Origin of the sequence: Vibrio sp. NFR (assembly GCF_027587095.1) — a bacterium.
GTDB lineage: Bacteria > Pseudomonadota > Gammaproteobacteria > Enterobacterales > Vibrionaceae > Vibrio > Vibrio harveyi.
Genome location: NZ_JAPPTN010000016.1, coordinates 79,990 through 99,302, shown reverse-complemented (window position 1 = coordinate 99,302; position 19,313 = coordinate 79,990). Strand labels below are relative to the sequence as shown.

16 protein-coding genes and 1 tRNA gene are annotated in these 19,313 nt (G+C 44.3%); 6 read left to right on the top strand and 11 right to left on the bottom strand.

Going from position 1 to position 19,313, the window contains the following annotated elements; genetic code table 11:
- Nucleotides 1-539: 539 nt before the first annotated feature.
- From OH463_RS23110 to OH463_RS23080, 7 genes are all read right to left on the bottom strand, one after another.
- Nucleotides 540-1,790 (bottom strand): HD-GYP domain-containing protein, encoded by a 1,251-nt coding sequence (locus tag OH463_RS23110; RefSeq protein ID WP_009698789.1) that lies wholly within the window; start codon nucleotides 1,788-1,790, stop codon nucleotides 540-542.
- Nucleotides 1,791-1,935: 145 nt separating this feature from the next.
- Nucleotides 1,936-2,934 (bottom strand): LacI family DNA-binding transcriptional regulator, encoded by a 999-nt coding sequence (locus tag OH463_RS23105; protein ID WP_269992756.1) that lies wholly within the window; start codon nucleotides 2,932-2,934, stop codon nucleotides 1,936-1,938.
- A gap of 102 nt (nucleotides 2,935-3,036) precedes the next feature.
- A complete protein-coding gene (gene chbG, locus OH463_RS23100; protein WP_269992755.1) occupies nucleotides 3,037-3,792 on the bottom strand; it encodes a chitin disaccharide deacetylase in 756 nt (251 codons plus the stop codon).
- A gap of 17 nt (nucleotides 3,793-3,809) precedes the next feature.
- Nucleotides 3,810-5,132: a 6-phospho-beta-glucosidase gene (locus OH463_RS23095; protein ID WP_269992754.1), complete on the bottom strand. Its 1,323-nt coding sequence runs from the start codon at nucleotides 5,130-5,132 to the stop codon at nucleotides 3,810-3,812.
- Between the two features lie 10 nt (nucleotides 5,133-5,142).
- A complete protein-coding gene (locus OH463_RS23090; protein ID WP_005448800.1) occupies nucleotides 5,143-5,454 on the bottom strand; it encodes a PTS lactose/cellobiose transporter subunit IIA in 312 nt (103 codons plus the stop codon).
- A gap of 47 nt (nucleotides 5,455-5,501) precedes the next feature.
- A complete protein-coding gene (locus OH463_RS23085; RefSeq protein WP_029790579.1) occupies nucleotides 5,502-6,836 on the bottom strand; it encodes a PTS sugar transporter subunit IIC in 1,335 nt (444 codons plus the stop codon).
- An 88-nt stretch (nucleotides 6,837-6,924) separates the two neighbouring features.
- Nucleotides 6,925-7,230, bottom strand: a complete 306-nt coding sequence (locus OH463_RS23080) for a PTS sugar transporter subunit IIB (protein ID WP_005448803.1) — start codon at nucleotides 7,228-7,230, stop codon at nucleotides 6,925-6,927.
- Between the two features lie 404 nt (nucleotides 7,231-7,634).
- Here OH463_RS23080 and OH463_RS23075 point away from each other — a divergent pair, with 404 nt between their 5' ends.
- Both OH463_RS23075 and OH463_RS23070 read left to right on the top strand, forming a co-directional pair.
- Nucleotides 7,635-8,084: a type III secretion system chaperone gene (locus OH463_RS23075; RefSeq protein WP_005448805.1), complete on the top strand. Its 450-nt coding sequence runs from the start codon at nucleotides 7,635-7,637 to the stop codon at nucleotides 8,082-8,084.
- 30 nt (nucleotides 8,085-8,114) lie between these two features.
- A complete protein-coding gene (locus OH463_RS23070; RefSeq protein WP_269992753.1) occupies nucleotides 8,115-9,785 on the top strand; it encodes a hypothetical protein in 1,671 nt (556 codons plus the stop codon).
- 181 nt (nucleotides 9,786-9,966) lie between these two features.
- Here OH463_RS23070 and OH463_RS23065 read toward each other — a convergent pair.
- Both OH463_RS23065 and OH463_RS23060 read right to left on the bottom strand, forming a co-directional pair.
- Nucleotides 9,967-10,051, bottom strand: a tRNA-Leu gene (locus OH463_RS23065).
- 176 nt (nucleotides 10,052-10,227) lie between these two features.
- Complete coding sequence (locus OH463_RS23060) at nucleotides 10,228-10,893, bottom strand: SDR family NAD(P)-dependent oxidoreductase (RefSeq protein WP_005448807.1); 666 nt, start codon at nucleotides 10,891-10,893, stop codon at nucleotides 10,228-10,230.
- 245 nt (nucleotides 10,894-11,138) lie between these two features.
- On the opposite strand from OH463_RS23060, the gene OH463_RS23055 reads away from it, so the two are divergent.
- Nucleotides 11,139-11,618, top strand: coding sequence for an RDD family protein (locus OH463_RS23055; RefSeq protein ID WP_005448808.1), 480 nt, complete (start codon nucleotides 11,139-11,141; stop codon nucleotides 11,616-11,618).
- Between the two features lie 73 nt (nucleotides 11,619-11,691).
- Here the strand turns inward: OH463_RS23055 and lptG are convergent, their stop codons facing one another.
- Both lptG and lptF read right to left on the bottom strand, forming a co-directional pair.
- A complete protein-coding gene (gene lptG / locus OH463_RS23050) occupies nucleotides 11,692-12,762 on the bottom strand; it encodes an LPS export ABC transporter permease LptG (RefSeq protein WP_005441983.1) in 1,071 nt (356 codons plus the stop codon).
- A 3-nt stretch (nucleotides 12,763-12,765) separates the two neighbouring features.
- On the bottom strand, nucleotides 12,766-13,866 hold the full coding sequence (gene lptF / locus OH463_RS23045) for an LPS export ABC transporter permease LptF (RefSeq protein WP_005448809.1): 1,101 nt from the start codon (nucleotides 13,864-13,866) through the stop codon (nucleotides 12,766-12,768).
- A gap of 200 nt (nucleotides 13,867-14,066) precedes the next feature.
- On the opposite strand from lptF, the gene pepA reads away from it, so the two are divergent.
- The 3 genes from pepA (at nucleotide 14,067) to OH463_RS23030 (ending at nucleotide 19,093) form a co-directional block, all read left to right on the top strand.
- Nucleotides 14,067-15,575, top strand: a complete 1,509-nt coding sequence (gene pepA / locus OH463_RS23040) for a leucyl aminopeptidase (protein ID WP_005432840.1) — start codon at nucleotides 14,067-14,069, stop codon at nucleotides 15,573-15,575.
- Between the two features lie 115 nt (nucleotides 15,576-15,690).
- The gene (locus tag OH463_RS23035) at nucleotides 15,691-16,140 is read left to right on the top strand and encodes a DNA polymerase III subunit chi (RefSeq protein ID WP_026000077.1); all 450 of its coding nucleotides are present in this window, start codon (nucleotides 15,691-15,693) and stop codon (nucleotides 16,138-16,140) included.
- Between the two features lie 94 nt (nucleotides 16,141-16,234).
- Entirely contained in the window at nucleotides 16,235-19,093 is a 2,859-nt protein-coding gene (locus OH463_RS23030; protein ID WP_005432830.1) for a valine--tRNA ligase, read from the top strand.
- Nucleotides 19,094-19,313: the final 220 nt, after the last annotated feature.

The window sequence follows — 19,313 nt, the reverse complement described above, 5'->3', positions numbered from 1 at the left end:
AGCGTTCAATCTGAGCCATGATCAAACTCTTCAATTTAAGACTTTGTTCGGCTCAATGAATACTGAACATTACATAAGTAATGTTTGAATTGACTGTGCTGAATCTTTCGATTCAATGGCCACTTCGTTTCATTGAAACCTAATTTGATACCGCTTTCCGTTAAGAAAGAAATACCTAATTGGATTATCATCAACGAGTGCCCACACAGATTGATAGGTCTATATTGTTAAAGAGCTTGCTTATCGAGAAGTTTTTCTCTCAAAGCGGAGGTGCATTCTAGCGAGATAATTGAGAGTGTCAAACACTTTTTTCAACTAATTTTTCGTAGAAGCTTTTCACCTCTCCGACCCTGCTGAAGCCTTGTGGCGCCTGCCGTGTCGATGGATGCGCATTATAGGGAGAAGATTTTCTTTGGCAATACTAAAAATGCATTTTTTCTAAAAAAACATGCCAAATGGATACTTTCCATCCAACCTTAAAATTACCCAGAAATAACACTCAGGATTTCTACAATTTACCCACAAAAAGCTGTGGATAACTACTCATCACTATCGAAGAAATAAGAAATGCGTGAACGTGGATTAAGGTATTCTTTGATTTTCTCCGGCAATTTAGACGGATGAATCGCATTAACTATCTTTATGTCCTTTGATGCAAGGTCAATGATTGGCGCTTGAGTTCTTGGAACTGCTGGGTCATAGACCAGTACATTTGGAAATAGTAAGTGGGACGCATTAACAGAGATAACCAATCCCACCATATTATTGGAGAGCTGAACCACTGTTCCCGGTGGGAACACCCCCATAAACTTAATAAGGATGTTGAGGTTCTCTTCTTTATATAAGTGTTTGCAATTCTTATAGAGGTGGGAAAGCGCCGTATATGGAATTTTTTGTTCAGCAGCAATCGAGGTGTGACATAAATTATCAAAAGCATTCGCAACGATAATCACTTGAGCGAGTTCATCAATCTCATCTCCCTTCAAACCTTCAGGATAGCCAGAGCCATCACGCAATTCATGATGTTGCGCTATCACTGTTTTTGCACTGTCAGGAAAGTCTTCAATTTGATTAGCCATATCCAAGCCATACTTAGTATGTAGCTTTAGATAATTGCTTTCTGGTTCAGTGAGTGGAACTTGCTTCCTTAATATAGCGGTTGGAATTTTGATTTTGCCCATATCATGGAACAAAGCAGCAAAAGAAAGCGCTTTAAGTTGCTCCGCTGAATACCCCTTCGCACGTCCAATCATCATCGCGATTACCGCAACATTAAGGGAGTGGAAGTAGATATCTTCAAACTCGTTTTTACCGTTCATTAAGTGCAGTGTCACATTGTCATCACACATTAACTTATCAACGATGTCATCGATCAGTTGTTGTGCCTCCCCTACTGCATCGACAGGGCGGTTGCGAATTTTGGTCATCACTGAACGCATTCTCGCAAGTGAACGCTCAAACTCTTTTTCACATTGAATGACACGGCGTCGATACGCGCTTAACTTTTCTATGCGTTTTTGCTTTTCTTTCCAAAGCTTTTGCGCTTCAAGATCTAATGTATTGTCTTGCGTTACTTCGACCTGAGGTTGATTTGCAGGTAAAGGAGACGCATCGCTTTGCTCGGGATTGAAATAAACGAACTTCACACCAAGATGACGAATCATCTCAACTTGTTCTTGGTCTTTGATTTTGAAGCTATTGAGTAGGAATGGGTGATCATTCCACTTTAGCGGAAGACGGATATGTAACCCGGGCTGAATACGATCCACTGTAAGTTTAATTGCTGCCACTTTTCCACTACTGATTCGGTTTTCCTGATAAGCCTATAATAGTAGTCAATTTTGTAAATGAATTCATCAATAAGGAGGATGTATCAAGCACCTCTGTGCATGTCGTCAACAAAGTTGCACTAACCAGGTCGATAAGAAAGGGAAACTAAGTAATTATTCGGTCGGCTTTGCGCAGCTTTAATTGCGCTTCAAATTCGGGTTGAGTCATCAATGGTTGCTCTTTTATTAAGCCTATCAACGTTTGCACCGCTACTCTGGCCATATCACTGATCGGGAAATGTACCGCTGACACAGTTGGGTACAAACTTTCACACAAATCCACACTGTCGAAGCTCACCAATGAGATTTGCTTCGGTACGGAGATACGATGCTCATGAAGAAACTGCATGGCACCCACGGTCATTTCTTCACTGCATGAGAACACTGCGGTCAAATCGGGATGCCTTCTATAAAGAGCAGCCATTGCATCGTACCCACTTTGACGACCGTAGTTGCCTTCTTCACACCAACTCTCATCGATGTCTATACCCGCCGTTTTCACTGCATCAATATAACCTCGCTTTCTCAACAAACTGTTTTGGCGTTGAGAGGGACCAGCGATGCAAACTATTTTTTGATGGCCACCAGCGATTAAATGCTCAACAGCAATTCGGCTCGCGTGATGATGGTTAAAGGTCACACAGCGTTCTTCAATGCCCTCGACATACCGATCGAGCAGTACAAATGGTGTTGGTAGTTTGGCAAGTTCTCTCAAATCATCATCAGAAAGATAACGACTATGGAGCACATAACCATCACAGCGCAAATCATTAAAACGCTGAATTGCCTCTCGCTCCCCTTCCGCTGAATGATGTCCTTGTGCCGTGATGAGGAACTTCTTGTGCGTATCCAACTCAGTCTGCACTTGTTCCATCATTTCACCAAAGAACCCACCCGTGTAGTACGTCACCAAAAGGCCAACCATATTACTAGAAGAGGTCGCGAGTGAACGCGCGATTGCACTAGGGCGATAGTTGAGCTCTGCCATCGCAGCTTCGACTTTCTTTCTCGTTTCTTCTCGGAACTTCCCTTCTCCATTAATGATACGAGAAACCGTTGAGCGATTTACTCCTGCGAGTTCGGCTACATCTTTAATCCTTGCCATAATGCTGCTTAATCCAACTTCCTGTTTTGTTAATCATGACTTAGCGAAAAGTGGCTGCCAGCAAATCGTAAGGTGTATAGGGGGCGATGCTGACAGCCTTAATCATACACTGGCGACTCCACTTGAAGAAACGAGAGCAGAGTAATCCGTGATTGCCATACCATGCTGAGCAAGTTCTTGTTTAAAAACGGGAGAAGTCAGGACTTGAAGTTCCACCTCTCTTTGTTGGGCGTAGCTACTTTTCGACAATAGAGATTGGTCCGCTTCCGCCGGGTGACACATCACTTCAACTACGTCATATTGAGCTTTCAAACTCAATAAATGCTTCATAATGCCTTCCAAACTAACCCCTTGATCATAGAACTCAGCAGTAAAGTAATACTTCACACTGTTCTCTATGTGGCACAAACCGCTACCACGCAAAGGTACTTTGTATTTCTGAGCAACCTTTCCAATCACCGGAAGCAGTTGTGGATGTGTATGCGCATGGTGGTGACTATCTAAATGACTTAGTGGTAGACCCAATTTAAGAAATGCTTCCACCTGGGCCACCGCTTCTTGATAGACCACCTCTTCTTCGAAATCTTGTATCTTCCATAGCTCATCATAACTAACAAACTGAGTTCGACCACGAGTAAGATTTGGATGTCCCGTTAAAGGAATACCGGTAGTAAAACGAAGGTGCACACCAACGTTCAAATTTGGGTTCTGCTTTGCTAAATCAAGCGCGTGCCGCTCTGCATCCATTCCCACCATCATTGTTGTAGACTGAACCACCCCCTGTTGATGGGCTTTGATAATTCCCTTGTTCACACCCGGAGTTAAACCGAAATCATCTGCGTTAAAGATCACTTTCATTGGTGCGGTTCCTTACTTTACAAAGTCGTCAATTTGAATTGAGGCAGATACGCGGCGTTTACTTCTAATATCTCATCCAAAATGGACTTAGCCCGTCCGATATCAGGAACAAGCGGATTATTGGTTAACGCCATTAACGCTTTTTCGTAGCTTCCTTCAACTGCAGCTTCAATAGCGAGCTGTTCATAAGCTTTGACCTGATGAAGTAGTCCTTTGATATTGCTAGACAGCTCACCAACTGCCAGCGGCTTCGCTCCCCAACTGCCGATCACTGCACTGCATTCAATCACCGCGCTATCCGGTAAGCCATTGATAGCACCATTGTTTAGCACGTTCACTACATGAATACTGTTACGATTGTTGTAAATTGCATCCACGAGATTCAACGACGCGTCAGAATAGTAAGCGCCTCCTCGCTCTTCCAATTCCTTTGGCTTGTGGTCTAAATTAGGATCTTGGTAAAGCTTAAATAATGCGCTTTCTGTTTCCATCACCTGCTCAGCACGTGTCCCTTGCTCTCCTGCACTCTGCTTTTCTTCCGCTAGCATCGCATCTGTTTGATAGAAATAACGATGATACGGACAAGGTATGGCTCCAAGCGCTTTAAGAAACGCAGGATCCCACGGCTCTTCCCATATATTTTTCATGCTGAAGTTGGCACCATCCCCAACTTTTTCCAGAACGGTTTGCGTAACGTCTTCTCCTTTCAACCAAGCCTTGAGCACCCAAACAAGATGGTTTAAACCAGCAAACTCAAGCTGAAGCTCTTTTGGCTCGCAATCCATCATTTCGGCAATCATCATCTCCATAGATACAGGAACGTTGCACAAACCTATACTTTTTACGTTGGAGTATTTACTGACCGCTTCTGATACCAAACCTGCAGGGTTAGTAAAGTTCAACATCCACGCGTGTGGAGAAAGTTCTTCAATGTCCTTACAGATATCGAGAATAACAGGAATAGTGCGCAGCGCTTTTGCAAAACCTCCGGGACCCGTGGTTTCCTGACCGATAACGTCATACTTGATTGGAATTCGCTCATCATTCGCTCGTGCCGTTAGTCCGCCAACGCGAAATTGAGTCATTACAAAATCTGCATCTTTTATCGCTTCACGACGATCAAAGCCGGCTTTGATTTCAATGTCAGCTCCTGCTTTATCAATCATCCGTTGTGCCAAGCCTTTGATGATCTCTAATTTCTTCGCACCTGATTCAATATCAACAAAGTGCATCTGTTTTACAGGCAAGAACTCCAAACGCTTAATTACCCCCTCAACAAGCTCTGGGGTATAACTGCTTCCACCACCTATAATGGCGAGTTTGATTGCATTTCTTGGCATCGTACCGTCCTTATCTCGCTGCTAACTGCTTGTTCAACGCAACGATTTCCACTGCCATTTCTTGCGCTAAGATGGTTGTCATTAAGTGGTCTTGTGCGTGTACCATAACAAGAGTCATTGGCACTTTGCCCTCCCCCTGATCTTCTTCAATCAATTGGGTTTGAATCAGATGCGCTTTGTTAATGCACTCTTTTGCTTGAGAAAGCTTTTCCTCTGCGGCGGTAAAATCTTTCTCTCTCGATAGACGCAACGCTTCGTAGCTCAAACTCCTGGCTTCACCTGCATTACAGATAATTTCCATTACGACTAGTTCTTGTTCCATTTCTTCTCTCCGGAAATGAAGGCTGCCAAGCGACAGCCAAATCATGATTAAGCTGTCACGCCCTCGCCTGATGGCTGTTCAGCGTCTTTACTTTCTTTGCTCGTAGGTAACTCTTGTTCCATAACCTGCTTTTCAAACATCTTGAAGAACGGCAGATAAATGAAGAGATCAAGAATCAGAAGCCCAATCACCAACAGCACAGGTGAGAATGTCCAACCGCTCCCCCACGAGGCACCAATTAACGCCGGAGTCGTCCATGGCGTGGTCGCAACCCCCATACCAACAAAGCCGAGTTGTACTGCAAAGTAAGCAATGGTTGCGTTAACGATTGGTGCAAACACAAATGGAATGAATAGAATTGGGTTCATTACGACTGGGCTACCAAAAATCACAGGTTCATTAATTTGGAAAAAACCAGGTACCGCACTCATGCGACCAATACTCTTTAGGTGAGCAGAGCGGCTAAATGACATCAACATAACAAGGGCAAGCGTTGCGCCCGAACCACCAATAAAGATGTAGAAATCCCAGAATGGTTGAGTGAATACGTTTGGAATTGGTTGACCCGCGACAAACGCATCAATGTTGGCACTGATGTTAGTTAGGAAGATTGGAGACAATAAACCAACCACAATTGCGGCACCATGAATACCAGCAAACCAAAGTAGCTGACACACAAGCAATGCACCGATGATTGCTGGTAAGGTGTTGGAAGCACTGATCAATGGCTTAAACATCGCCATCACTGCATCAGGGATCAACATGTCATATTGGGTTTGAACAAAGATACTTAATGGGTACAGTGTTAGAAATACAGCCAGTACCGGAAGAAGAACTTCGAAAGAGCGAGCAATCGCAGGTGGTACTTGTTCTGGCATGCGGATAGTAATGTTGTGTTTTTTCATGAAGCGGTATAGCTCAACAGCAAAGAAGGCGCACATTACCGCTGTAAAGATCCCGGTCCCCCCCATATGTTTCATAGCAAGCGCTCCGTCTTTTGCAGGTGCAGCTACCAGCAAAAAACACATCAAAGACAATACGGCGCTGGTGATACCGTCCATCTTGTACGCTTTCGCCAAACTATAGGCGACGCCAAGCGAGACAAATATGGTCATGATGCCCATCGACATATTGAAGGGCATCATAATGGTATCGAAATGCGTGGTCGCAAAATCCAACCAAATTCGTCCTAGTGCAAACGTCGTGTCTTCAGCAAATGGTGGGAAAGCAAAAATTAAGATAAAACTACCAACAATAATAAACGGCATTGCCACAATAAATCCGTCTCTCATTGCTCTGACATGAGGCTGATTACCTACTTTCGCTGCAATTGGGGCTATATGTTTTTCGACTATTCCTATAATCGCATCATAGAGCTTCATAGAATCCATCCTTATTTTCAGACAAAAGAATCCCACACCAAATATTGATATTTAGTGGCAACTCTTATTTCTATTTAAAATTATTGAATTAGTTAATAAGTTCTAAAGCTTGCTGGAGTACTTCTTCTCCTTTCATCATCCCGTAGGCTTGTGGAGAGATTGCATCAATATTCTTACCATGTTCCTGTGCTGTTTTGCGCAACTCCTCTAACTGAAATCGCACTTGCGGACCTAACAGACAGACATCGTACTCTTTAATTGCCTCATCAAACGCATTAACTGACAGTGCATCAATCTTACACTCAAGCCCTTGCTTTTCAGCAGCTTGTTCCATTTTCTTCACTAGCATACTGGTCGACATTCCAGCACTGCAGCATAAGAGGATCTTTTTCATAGCCTTGCTCCCATTGTGTAAATTTCGAACTACAAAAACTGTAGCAAAAATAACCAACACAAAAAAGCGCAACCGGTTGCACTGAGTATGAACAAGATCTCACTTTCAATATAAAACAAAGGAGTAATTACATAAAAATAGGAATTAGACAGGAAAAGACAAAGCTAAGTATATATTTACAATTTTCATATTTATTCAATTAAAACATTAAATTAAAAACAAGAAATTTATTATCAACCTCGCTATTTAGAAGCATAAAAACCATGATAATAATCATTTGAATTTCATGTCATTAACTATTTAATCCTCTTAGTAACCTAAAACATCACAACCGTCATTGACAGATTTCTCGACACAGCTCTTATACATTGCCATCAACTAAATAAACCATTGAGACTGCTGACGTGAGCACATTAATTGAGCAATTATTTCAAGAATTAGTTACAGACCTAGGCATCGACACACTCCAGCCCAACGAAGACGGGCATTGTACTTTGATGGTTGATGAAACTCTTTTACTAGACATCGAGTTGGACCCTAAACGTGAACGGCTGATCCTGACATCGCTAGTAGGACCATTAAGTTCCCAACAAGGCATAAAACAATTATCAAGCTTAATGCAGTTCAATAAAGCCTTATATAAAGAACTCAATATGTCTCTAAGCCTTGAAACTCACACAGCGAGTATCGTTTTGACATACAGCGTGGATGCTGGTCTTTGTACTGTGTTTGACCTAGAAAGCGCACTGTCGTGTTTCATCAGTCAAACAGAGAAATGCCGTCATTTGCTAGAGAGTACCCAAGAGGACTCGCCCCCTAAAAATAGCATGCTCAATACTGCTATCTGCGTTTAATTTTCCTCAAGAATTTATAGAGATACCGATATGGCTATACAACTACAACAGTTTCTTAGTGTTGCTAAAAATAACACTGTGGTTGCCAATCAAAACAATCAAGGAGAGGTCACTTTAAAAAGTGGTCGTTTTGAAGGCAAAACGCTTTCTCCTTTTGCAAAGCACACTCAAACTCAATCCAATCTTAACCTTCAAACCATGGGGCTCTTTCTCAACTCATTACAGAAAGAGTACGGAAGTGATATCACCTCACATCTAGCTTCTAAGTTAGATATTACCTCCGGTAGTAAGCCGTTAAGCGGAAAAGTCATCCAGACCATTGTTGGTGAGGCGAATGCCATCAGCAAGGCCATGACCGCTTTCAATGCCCAAGCCGTTCATGATTTTATTGCCTCTCCAAATGGCGCTCAAAAATTACTTGCTAACAACGACCACGAGCAATGGTTGGCTCCAAATAATGCAGCAGGAAAACAATTTGAAGGCTTACTTCACGAGGCATGCGACAAACAACACCATCAATTGACTCAACGAGAAATTGCCGAGATCGCCCAAACCGTTGTTGATGACATACATCGTCTTCCACAAGGTATTCAAGAAGACTTCAACCAAGTAGCGGATGCATTCAATCAGAAAGATCATTATCAAGTACTTCACAACCTCGATAATTGTGCGCAAAAGATCATGCTACGCGCGCAATTTGACTTAGCTGATGTCGATAAGCAAAAGCTTGGCGCTGACGACAAGAGTGGTTACCAGCAACGTATCGTGTCTGAATTAACGCAAGGCTTATCTCAGACTCAAGCCAGCGATTTACTCAACTCTATTCTTAATCATCCAACCAGCAAAGAACTGGTCCAATTGCTCAACTCTCCAGGATTCAAAATGCAAGTAATGGATGACCTAGAGCAAGCCGATATTCCACATGAAGAGCAGTTGTTAACACTGACTAAACTGTGTCGAACTGAAACACTGCTTGATGCACTAATTACAGAGTTAGATAAACGCGCACATGGTAGTGACAAAACATCGCAACGTTTAAATGATTGGGTAAGTTACTATGGACAGGGTATTGGTGCTGGTGAGATTTCAGCATCAGATCCTGAGTTTGCTTCTGCCTTTTTGACGATGCAAGCCAATGACAACCACTTAAATCTTGACGATTGTGGGCTTACTCAAGAGCCTGTTGCTGCGCAAACCAAACAATATGTCACGCTGACTAACCCCACAGCCGTCACCAATGCACTCAAAGAAATAGCCGCAAAAGTGGATGAAAAACGCAGTGAGCAGTTTGAGAAAGACTTTGATCGTGCAACTTATCTAGTTGATGGTGCACAAATCAGTCGCAATGAAGATTCAACATTAGATGACATCAGTAAAATGCCGACAGGCGTAAGCTACTTTGCTAACCAAGAGTTGTTTGCAAGCGTCCTTATCTCTTTAATGAATGAACAAGGCATCACGCCAATAGGCGACCCAACATCCACGTTCAATTTGTACAATAAAGAAGATGGCACAATGGAACTTCATGCCCAATTGGACATGCAACTTAAAATGATGATTGGTTTAAACGAAGAGCCATTAGATCCGGATAAAAGCTCGCTGCATCTTGAGGTCAATCTAACGATAGCAGCGCACAATAGCCAAATTGATGCCAAGTTAAATGGACCAATTAACGTCGACTATCGAGCCGCTCCTCTTTAATCCCGCGTAATAAGATTCCAACAAATAACCAAGCCTCGATAGTGTCGAGGCTCTGTCTTGGAATATGGCACCGGTGGGCGGAGTTGATTGGACAGGCACGCCTGCCGCCACGCTGGATTTGAATTCACAAACCTCAGATACAACAAAGCCCCGACTTTCGTCGAGGCTCTGTCTTGGAATATGGTACCGGTGGGCGGACTTGAACCGCCACGCCCGAAGGCAACGGATTTTGAATCCGTCGTGTATACCAATTTCACCACACCGGCATCTCTGGGCTATCGCCCTTTGATGGTTGGCATTATACGTAAGCTTTTGACCTGCGCAAGCAGAAAAACCTTAAATAACTATCGTTTGCTGATAATTTCGCCACAAAGTGTGACAAAGAAGATCTCATCTTAGCTCAGTCTGCCGTTTTGCTTTGTTGTAATACCACCATTCAGTCCTATAAACGGTTAACGGTAATATCCGAAACGTAACCATTACCGATATTAGATAGCGCACCATGAATCATCCGCGCTGCATCACCTGCGCTCATAAAACTACTGGTGTCTAAAGACTTGCCACTCGTCTCCCAAAACTCAGTCGCCATACCTCCAGGATACACTGCGATAATTTTCATTGGTTTGCCTTTTAATTCCATACGAACGGATTCAATCAAACCTTTGACAGCCCACTTCACCGCACAGTAGGTCGATTCTTGTGCCTTAGGCTGTTGTGCCGCTGTCGACATCACCATCACAACATTTACCGGCTGATCTTGATAACGCTTTACCAACTCTCTTAAGACATGAATTGCTGAAGTGAGATTGTTTTCAATCAGCTTTTGAATCTCTTGTGGGTCTTGCTCGGCTAACAAACCAAAATAACCACTTCCCGCACAATGAATCAGAGTTGAAGGCACTTGAGGCAACTCATCAAATAACTTCTCGACTTGAGATGCGTCGATAAGATCGCAACTTCTTACCTGAGCTTTACTCGAGAGGTGTTGGGCAAGCGTATTTAACTTCTTTTCGCTGCGACCAGTTAACAGTGTTTCTTCGCCTTGAGCATCATACAACTTAGCTAACTGCGCACCTAAGCCACTGCTCGCGCCTGTAATTACGATCATCTTGTACCTCTATCACGTCATTCGTAATCTTGTGTTCTAAGCAAAGTAACCCATGTTTGATGCTTTCACAGATTGCATGATAGGAAGTTTGAACTCGGTTACTTTGTTGGATAGTTGATTAGCGATAGAGTCGTATTCAAACTTGTGATTTGCCCACAATTGAAGACTCTGTGCGTTAGCTCTCTTTTCACAAGCTAATGGAATCTATATTCTGACGCACAATTTTAAAGGTAAGTGATGGAATTATGACGACTTCTACAACTCTTCCACCAGCGGGCTTTTTCCGTCGACTCGCAGCATTGTTTTACGACACGCTGATCATCCTAGCGATTGAGATGATGGCAGCAGGCGTAGTAATGGCGATTGTTTTTGCGCTTAATGCGGCAGGCTTGCTGAGTTATGGGGAATATGTGGATGCAGCAGATATGCTAGGAAAGCATCCAGTTCTAAGCCCATTGTTCACGCTGTACCTGGCTGTGGTGTGGATCTACTTCTTTGTATTCTTCTGGACCCGCGCAGGACAAACACTGGGCATGCGAGCTTGGAAAATGCAAATTCGTAACAGTAAGGATGGTGCGCCAATTACAGTTACTCAGGCTTTAATTCGTTTAGGTACGTCGGGCTTTGGTTTGGCTAACTTGACTGTGCCAATCGACCCACAAAAACGTGGCTTCCACGACATTTGGGCAAAAACCGAAGTCGTTGTCTTGCCGAAAGCAAAATAGCGAAACCGCGCAAGCAGAATAGAAAAAGGAAGGCACAGTGCCTTCCTTTTTTATGTTTATCGCTTTTGAAAACCTACAGCTTTCTTCTTAGCAAGGATACCGCAATTGCTAGAAACACTAAGCTAGGGGCTAATGCGCCGAACACTGGCGGAATGCCATATACCAAGGTCAGAGGTCCAAAGAACTCACTGGATATGTAGAAGGTAAAACCTGCAACTACCCCTGAGAGCACCCTTGCACCCATGGTGACACTACGCAATGGACCGAAAACAAACGACAACGCCATCAGCATCATTACTGCGATAGAGAGTGGTTGAGATAGCTTGCGCCAAAATGCGAGTTCATAACGCGAAGCATCTTGTTCCGAGGCTTTCAAATAGGTCACATAGTCATATAAGCCACTTAAAGAAAGCTCTTCTGGTTTCACCGTTACCACCGCCAACTTATCTGGTGCTAATGAGGTGTGCCATTCCATCTGCTCTAAATCGCGCTTGGTAATGACGTTTTCATTTTCCATATCGGTGATTTGGACATAACGCATCAACCAGTTGTTATCTTGTTGGTAGTCGACTTCTTCTGCGAAGATAACTTTGTCTAAGTTCTTATCTTCATCGAAACGCCACATGTTCAAGCCGTAGAGTTTGTCATCCTCCACTTTACCGATAAAGATGAAGTCGTTGGCATCACGAGCCCATACCCCAGCCCGCACCGACACAATACTACCGCCAGATAGAGCAAATGCACGTAGGTCACGCGCCATCTTTTGCGCCTCTGGTGCGCCCCATTGACCGAGCGTCATAACGATAAGCATTAAGGGTACTGCGGTTTTAAGTACTGATAAGCCGATATCCAACTTAGAGAAACCCGCGGCTTGCATAACCACAAGTTCAGAACTTGAAGCAAGCATGCCCAAACCAATCAAGGCTCCCAGCAGCGCCGCCATTGGGAAGAACATTTCGATATCGCGAGGAATACTCAGCAAAACAAAGTAAAGCGCGTGCATTAGGTCGTAAGCACCACGACCAACTTTACGCAACTGTTCTACGTACTTGATGATGCCCGACAAGCCGACGAAAGTCGCCAGAACCAAGGCTGTGGTAGAGATAATCGTTCTACCGATGTAAAGGTCTAAGAGTTTGAACACAGCTTACGCGAGCCTCTTCTTGCGGAATTTGTCTTTAATTCGTCGAGCTGGAACACTGTCCATCATGTTAGCCAAGATAGCGACAATCAATAACATGGCATTAATTGGCCACATACCAATAGCAGCAGGAATAGCACCATCTTCTAGCGCGGATTTCGTTGCACTAATCGCAAGGAAGTACGCCAAGTAAATCAAGATAGCCGGCCCCATTTTAGCAAAGCGTCCCTGGCGCGGGTTCACTGCCGACAAAGGAATAACCAGCATCGTTAATAGTGGAATACACACGAACAACGAGATACGCCATTGCAGCTCAGCCTGCGCTTCAGGATCTGGGTGACCAATCAGGTCTGCCGTTGGGTACGCTTCCCAATCACGACCTTTTTGCTTCACTTCACGCTGACCAATCAAACCTTCGTACTGATCGAACTTAGTAACCATGTATTCAACACGAGTCGGCACACCTTCATAGCGCGTACCTTCATGCATAGTGATGATCTGACGCCCATCCGACAGTTCTTTTACTTCACCAGAAGAGGAAAACATCACGCTTGGTAAGATGGAATCACGCGGACGCATCTGTGCTACAAACACATTACTTAACGTGCTGTCTTTGATGTCATCAATAAAGACAACCGAAGAACCATCTGGCGTGCCTTGGAACTGACCTTTCTTCAATAAGTCGACACTGTTTTCTGCCGCGACTTGCTCATAAAGTTGCTCAACACGGTCTTGTGACCAAGGCGATAGCCATAATGCATTGAACGCTGCCACACCCGATGTGATGATCGCCAAGTACAACGCAGCTTGTACCAGGAACTTATTCCCGATACCCGTCGCATTCATCACCACGATTTCACTTTCCGCATATAAACGACCAAATGTGATCAATATGCCGATGTACAAACTTAATGGCAGCATTAATAGCCCCATTGCTGGCATGTTTAAACCAACAACTGAGAAAATTAACCCAGCAGGAATATCCCCGTCCGAAGCATCAGCAAGAACACTGATAAACTTCTGGCTCACAAACACCAAAAAAAGCACGAAGAAAATCGCAAATTGGCTCTTGAGTGTTTCGCGGATCAAATATCTAACAATAATCACGCTGAAATTACCTATACAAAACTTGTTTTTTTGGTCGAATCACTATAGTTTCCCGTTGAACCATTTATTTTTTTAAAAATTATAAACTAGATGTTAGCGCTTAAATCAGCTCTGTTGGTAAGACCTGAGCTTAAATTCAACAAGTAAGCGATCATTATCTAACATTTAGAGCAATTTGTCTTCAGGATGTAGGAGTACGCATGGAGTTCAGTGTTAAAAGTGGCAGTCCAGAGAAACAACGTAGCGCATGTATCGTTGTTGGTGTGTTTGAACCACGTCGCCTTTCTCCAGTAGCCGAGCAACTTGATAAAATCAGTGACGGTTACATCAGTTCACTACTTCGCCGTGGTGATCTAGAGGGTAAACCTGGTCAGATGCTGCTACTGCATCAAGTACCAGGTGTTTTGTCAGAGCGCGTTCTACTCGTAGGTTGTGGTAAAGAACGTGAGCTAGGCGAGCGCCAGTACAAGGAAATCATTCAAAAGACGATCAGCACACTTAACGAAACAGGTTCTATGGAAGCAGTATGTTTCCTAACTGAACTACACGTTAAGGGTCGTGATACTTACTGGAAAGTTCGCCAGGCAGTAGAAGCGACTAAAGATGGTCTTTACACATTCGATCAGTTCAAGAGCGTTAAGCCAGAAACTCGTCGTCCACTGCGTAAGCTAGTATTCAACGTACCAACGCGTCGTGAACTAAACCTAGGCGAGAAAGCAATCACTCACGGTCTAGCTATCGCATCTGGTGTGAAAGCATCAAAAGATCTTGGCAACATGCCACCAAACATCGCAAACCCAGCGTACCTTGCTTCTCAAGCACGTCGCCTTGCTGACGATTACGAAACTGTAACCACCAAGATCATTGGTGAGCAAGAGATGGAAAAACTGGGCATGACATCTTACCTAGCAGTAGGTCGTGGTTCGAAGAACGAATCAATGATGTCGATTATCGAATACAAAGGTAACCCAGAATCAGAAGCAAAACCTATCGTACTAGTCGGCAAAGGTCTGACGTTCGATTCAGGCGGTATCTCTCTAAAACCTGGTGAAGGTATGGATGAGATGAAGTACGACATGTGTGGTGCAGCATCTGTATTCGGTACGATGAAAGCGCTAGCGAAGCTAAACCTACCAATTAACGTTATTGGTGTTCTAGCAGGCTGTGAAAACATGCCAGGCAGCAACGCTTACCGTCCAGGTGATATCCTAACAACCATGTCAGGTCAAACCGTAGAAGTTCTAAACACGGATGCGGAAGGTCGTCTTGTTCTTTGTGACGCACTGACTTACGTAGAGCGTTTCGAACCAGACTGTGTAGTAGACGTTGCAACGCTAACTGGTGCTTGTGTTATCGCACTAGGTCACCATATTAGCGGCGTAATCTCTAACCACAACCCACTTTCTCATGAGCTAGTAAATGCTTCTGAGCAAGCAAGTGACCGTGCATGGCGTCTACCAATGGCAGACGAGTACCACGAGCAATTGAAGAGCCCGTTTGCTGATATGGCAAACATCGGTGGTCGTCCTGCTGGTACTATCACTGCGGGTTGCTTCTTGTCTAAGTTTGCTAAGAAGTACAACTGGGCACACGTCGATATCGCAGGTACTGCTTGGAAATCAGGCGCAGCGAAAGGCTCAACGGGCCGTCCTGTCTCAATGCTTGTCCAATTCCTTTTGAACCGCAGCGGCCAAGAGACAGAAGAGTAATTTCTGAACAACATCTAAAAGGGCCGCAAGGCCCTTTTTTATTACCTCGATTTTCTTGATTGAAAATCGGATTTAAGATGGTCTTAGGAAGAGACCAACGGCAAGTGAGAGAATGATGCAAACTGCAACCTTCTACATCATTAACGAAGAGAGCCCGCAAGCAACGGTGGCTGGCTTTGAAGAATACATTGTTTTTTTGGCTCAGCACTTTGCTCGCCAAGGCGCAAAAGTATACCTGAACTGCCAAGACAAACCGCACGCCGAGCAGCTCGCTGAAGCCTTTTGGCAAATTGATGCAGACAAGTTCATGGCACATAATCTTGTAGGCGAAGGACCGAAATACGCCACCAATATTGAGATCGGTCATAATGGGGTAAAACCCAATTGGAATCGTCAGCTGGTAATTAATTTGGCGGAAAATGAGACAACCTTTGCGAACAAGTTTGCTCAAGTGGTAGACTTCGTGCCTTGCGAAGAAAAAGCTAAACAGCTCGCAAGAGAAAGGTATAAAATTTACCGTCAGGCAGGTTATCAACTGCAAACGATCGAAATTCAATATCCTTAACGGTCAATCCTTATAGTTAAGCTCTCCACTCAGAGAGTTCACTTATAAAGATTGACTTAGATTCAACCATCAACGTATCCATTAAAAGAGCGCTATGGAAAAGACATACAACCCAACTTCAATCGAACAAGCTCTGTATCAGACTTGGGAAGAGAAAGGCTACTTTAAGCCACACGGTGACACTACTAAAGAATCATACAGCATCATGATCCCGCCACCGAACGTCACTGGTAGCCTACACATGGGCCACGCGTTCCAAGATACGATCATGGATACGCTTATCCGTTGTGAGCGCATGAAGGGTAAAAACACTCTTTGGCAAGTAGGTACGGACCACGCAGGTATCGCAACTCAGATGGTTGTTGAGCGTAAGATCGCTGCAGAAGAAGGCAAAACAAAACACGATTACGGTCGTGAAGCTTTCATCGACAAAATCTGGGAATGGAAAGGCGAATCTGGCGGCACTATCACTAAGCAGCTTCGTCGTCTTGGCGCATCTGTAGACTGGGATCGTGAGCGCTTTACGATGGACGATGGTCTATCTAACGCCGTTCAAGAAGTGTTCGTACGTCTATACGAAGACGACCTAATCTACCGCGGTAAGCGTCTAGTTAACTGGGATCCAAAGCTACACACAGCGATTTCAGATCTAGAAGTAGAGAACAAAGACACTAAAGGCAACATGTGGCACTTCCGCTACCCACTAGCAGATGGCGTTAAAACAGCGGATGGCAAAGACTACATCGTTGTTGCAACGACTCGTCCAGAGACCATGCTAGGCGATACTGGTGTTGCAGTTAACCCAGAAGATCCACGTTACAAAGATCTTATCGGTAAAGAAATCATCCTTCCTATCGTTGATCGTCGCATCCCAATCGTGGGCGATGAGCACGCAGATATGGAAAAAGGTACTGGTTGTGTGAAAATCACACCTGCGCACGACTTCAACGACTACGAAGTTGGTAAGCGCCACCAGCTACCAATGATCAATATTCTGACTTTCGACGCGAACATCCGTGACGCTTCTGAAGTCTTCAACACCAACGGCGAAGCAAGCGACGCTTACAGCACTGAACTACCAGCTAAGTACCACGGTATGGAGCGTTTTGCCGCTCGTAAAGCTATCGTTGCTGAATTCGACGAGCTAGGTCTACTTGAAGAAGTGAAAGATCACGATCTACAAGTTCCTTACGGCGACCGTGGTGGCGTGGTTATCGAACCAATGCTAACTGACCAATGGTACGTACGCACTGCACCTCTAGCAAAAACAGCAGTTGAAGCAGTAGAAAACGGCGACATCCAATTCGTTCCTAAGCAATACGAAAACATGTACTTCTCTTGGATGCGTGACGTTCAAGACTGGTGTATCTCTCGTCAGCTATGGTGGGGTCACCGCATCCCAGCTTGGTACGACAACCAAGGTAATGTTTACGTAGGTCGTGACGAAGAAGAAGTTCGTAAGAACAACAACCTAGAGTCAGTTATTGAACTGCACCAAGACGAAGACGTACTGGATACATGGTTCTCTTCTGCACTATGGACGTTCGGTACTCAAGGTTGGCCAGAGCAAACTGACGATCTGAAAGTATTCCACCCTTCAGACGTACTAGTAACTGGTTTCGACATCATCTTCTTCTGGGTTGCACGCATGATCATGATGACCATGCACTTCGTGAAAGACGAAAACGGCAAACCACAAGTACCATTTAAGACGGTTTACGTTACTGGTCTAATCCGTGACGAAAACGGCGACAAGATGTCTAAGTCGAAAGGTAACGTCCTTGACCCAATCGACATGATCGATGGTATCGACCTAGAGTCTCTAGTAGAGAAGCGTTGTGGCAACATGATGCAGCCTCAGCTAGCGAAGAAGATCGAGAAGAACACTCGTAAGACGTTTGAAAACGGTATCGAAGCATACGGTACAGACGCACTACGTTTCACTCTTGCAGCAATGGCATCAACAGGTCGCGATATCAACTGGGATATGAAGCGTCTTGAGGGTTACCGTAACTTCTGTAACAAACTATGGAACGCAAGCCGTTACGTAATGATGAACACAGAAGAGCAAGATTGTGGCTTCAACGGTGGTGAGATTGAATACTCACTAGCGGACAAGTGGATCGAGTCTCAGTTTGAACTTGCAGCGAAAGCGTTCAACAACCATATCGACAACTTCCGTCTAGATATGGCGTCTAACACGCTTTACGAATTCATCTGGAACCAATTCTGTGACTGGTACCTAGAGCTAACTAAACCAGTACTATGGAAAGGTACTGAAGCGCAACAGCGTGGTACTCGCCGCACACTAATCACGGTTCTTGAGAAGACTCTACGTCTAGCTCACCCAGTGATTCCTTACATCACTGAAACTATCTGGCAAAGCATCAAGCCACTAGTTGAAGGTGTAGAAGGCGAGACAATCATGCTGCAAGCACTGCCTCAATTCGACGAAGCAAACTTCAACCAAGAAGCGCTAGACGATATTGAATGGGTGAAAGCGTTCATTACCAGCATCCGTAACCTACGTGCTGAATACGACATCAACCCAGGTAAGCCGCTTGACGTTATGCTGAAGGCTGCAAACGCAGAAGACGCAGCGCGTCTAGAAGCAAACAAACAAGTACTGATGTCTCTAGCGAAACTAGAATCTGTACGCGTACTTGCTGCTGACGAAGAAACGCCAGCGTGTGCGACAGCATTGGTTGCGAAGTCTGAGCTGATGATCCCAATGGCGGGTCTGATCGACAAAGACGCTGAACTTGCTCGTCTGGATGGCGAAATCAAGAAAACTCACGGCGAAATCAAGCGTATCGAAGGCAAATTAGGTAACGAAGGCTTCGTAGCGAAAGCTCCTGAAGCAGTTGTTGCTAAAGAGCGTGAGAAACTTGAAGGCTACAAAGAGACGCTAGCTAAGCTAGAAGAGCAGAAGACAACGATCGCTGCACTTTAATCGCTAAAGACTAGAGTAAAAGAATCAAAGGGTTGATGTGAACGCATCAACCCTTTTTGCATTTTATCGCTAGGAAAGCTTTCAAAGATATTCGCTCTTCTCTCCTACTGTCCCTCCTATTTAATAGTTTTTACCTATCAAACTAATCTTAACTGCCCATTAGATTTAATGATAATAATTCTCAATAATAGACCTATCGAAACAACACAACGATTGAGTA

Bases quoted from the DNA above. Each gene is read 5' to 3' on its own strand.
- OH463_RS23105 (WP_269992756.1), bottom strand. From the start codon at position 2,934: ATGGCAAGGATTAAAGATGTAGCCGAACTCGCAGGAGTAAATCGCTCA.
- chbG (WP_269992755.1), bottom strand. From the start codon at position 3,792: ATGAAAGTGATCTTTAACGCAGATGATTTCGGTTTAACTCCGGGTGTG.
- OH463_RS23095 (WP_269992754.1), bottom strand. From the start codon at position 5,132: ATGCCAAGAAATGCAATCAAACTCGCCATTATAGGTGGTGGAAGCAGT.
- OH463_RS23090 (WP_005448800.1), bottom strand. From the start codon at position 5,454: ATGGAACAAGAACTAGTCGTAATGGAAATTATCTGTAATGCAGGTGAA.
- OH463_RS23085 (WP_029790579.1), bottom strand. From the start codon at position 6,836: ATGAAGCTCTATGATGCGATTATAGGAATAGTCGAAAAACATATAGCC.
- OH463_RS23080 (WP_005448803.1), bottom strand. From the start codon at position 7,230: ATGAAAAAGATCCTCTTATGCTGCAGTGCTGGAATGTCGACCAGTATG.
- OH463_RS23070 (WP_269992753.1), top strand. From the start codon at position 8,115: ATGGCTATACAACTACAACAGTTTCTTAGTGTTGCTAAAAATAACACT.
- OH463_RS23060 (WP_005448807.1), bottom strand. From the start codon at position 10,893: ATGATCGTAATTACAGGCGCGAGCAGTGGCTTAGGTGCGCAGTTAGCT.
- OH463_RS23055 (WP_005448808.1), top strand. From the start codon at position 11,139: ATGACGACTTCTACAACTCTTCCACCAGCGGGCTTTTTCCGTCGACTC.
- pepA (WP_005432840.1), top strand. From the start codon at position 14,067: ATGGAGTTCAGTGTTAAAAGTGGCAGTCCAGAGAAACAACGTAGCGCA.
- OH463_RS23035 (WP_026000077.1), top strand. From the start codon at position 15,691: ATGCAAACTGCAACCTTCTACATCATTAACGAAGAGAGCCCGCAAGCA.
- OH463_RS23030 (WP_005432830.1), top strand. From the start codon at position 16,235: ATGGAAAAGACATACAACCCAACTTCAATCGAACAAGCTCTGTATCAG.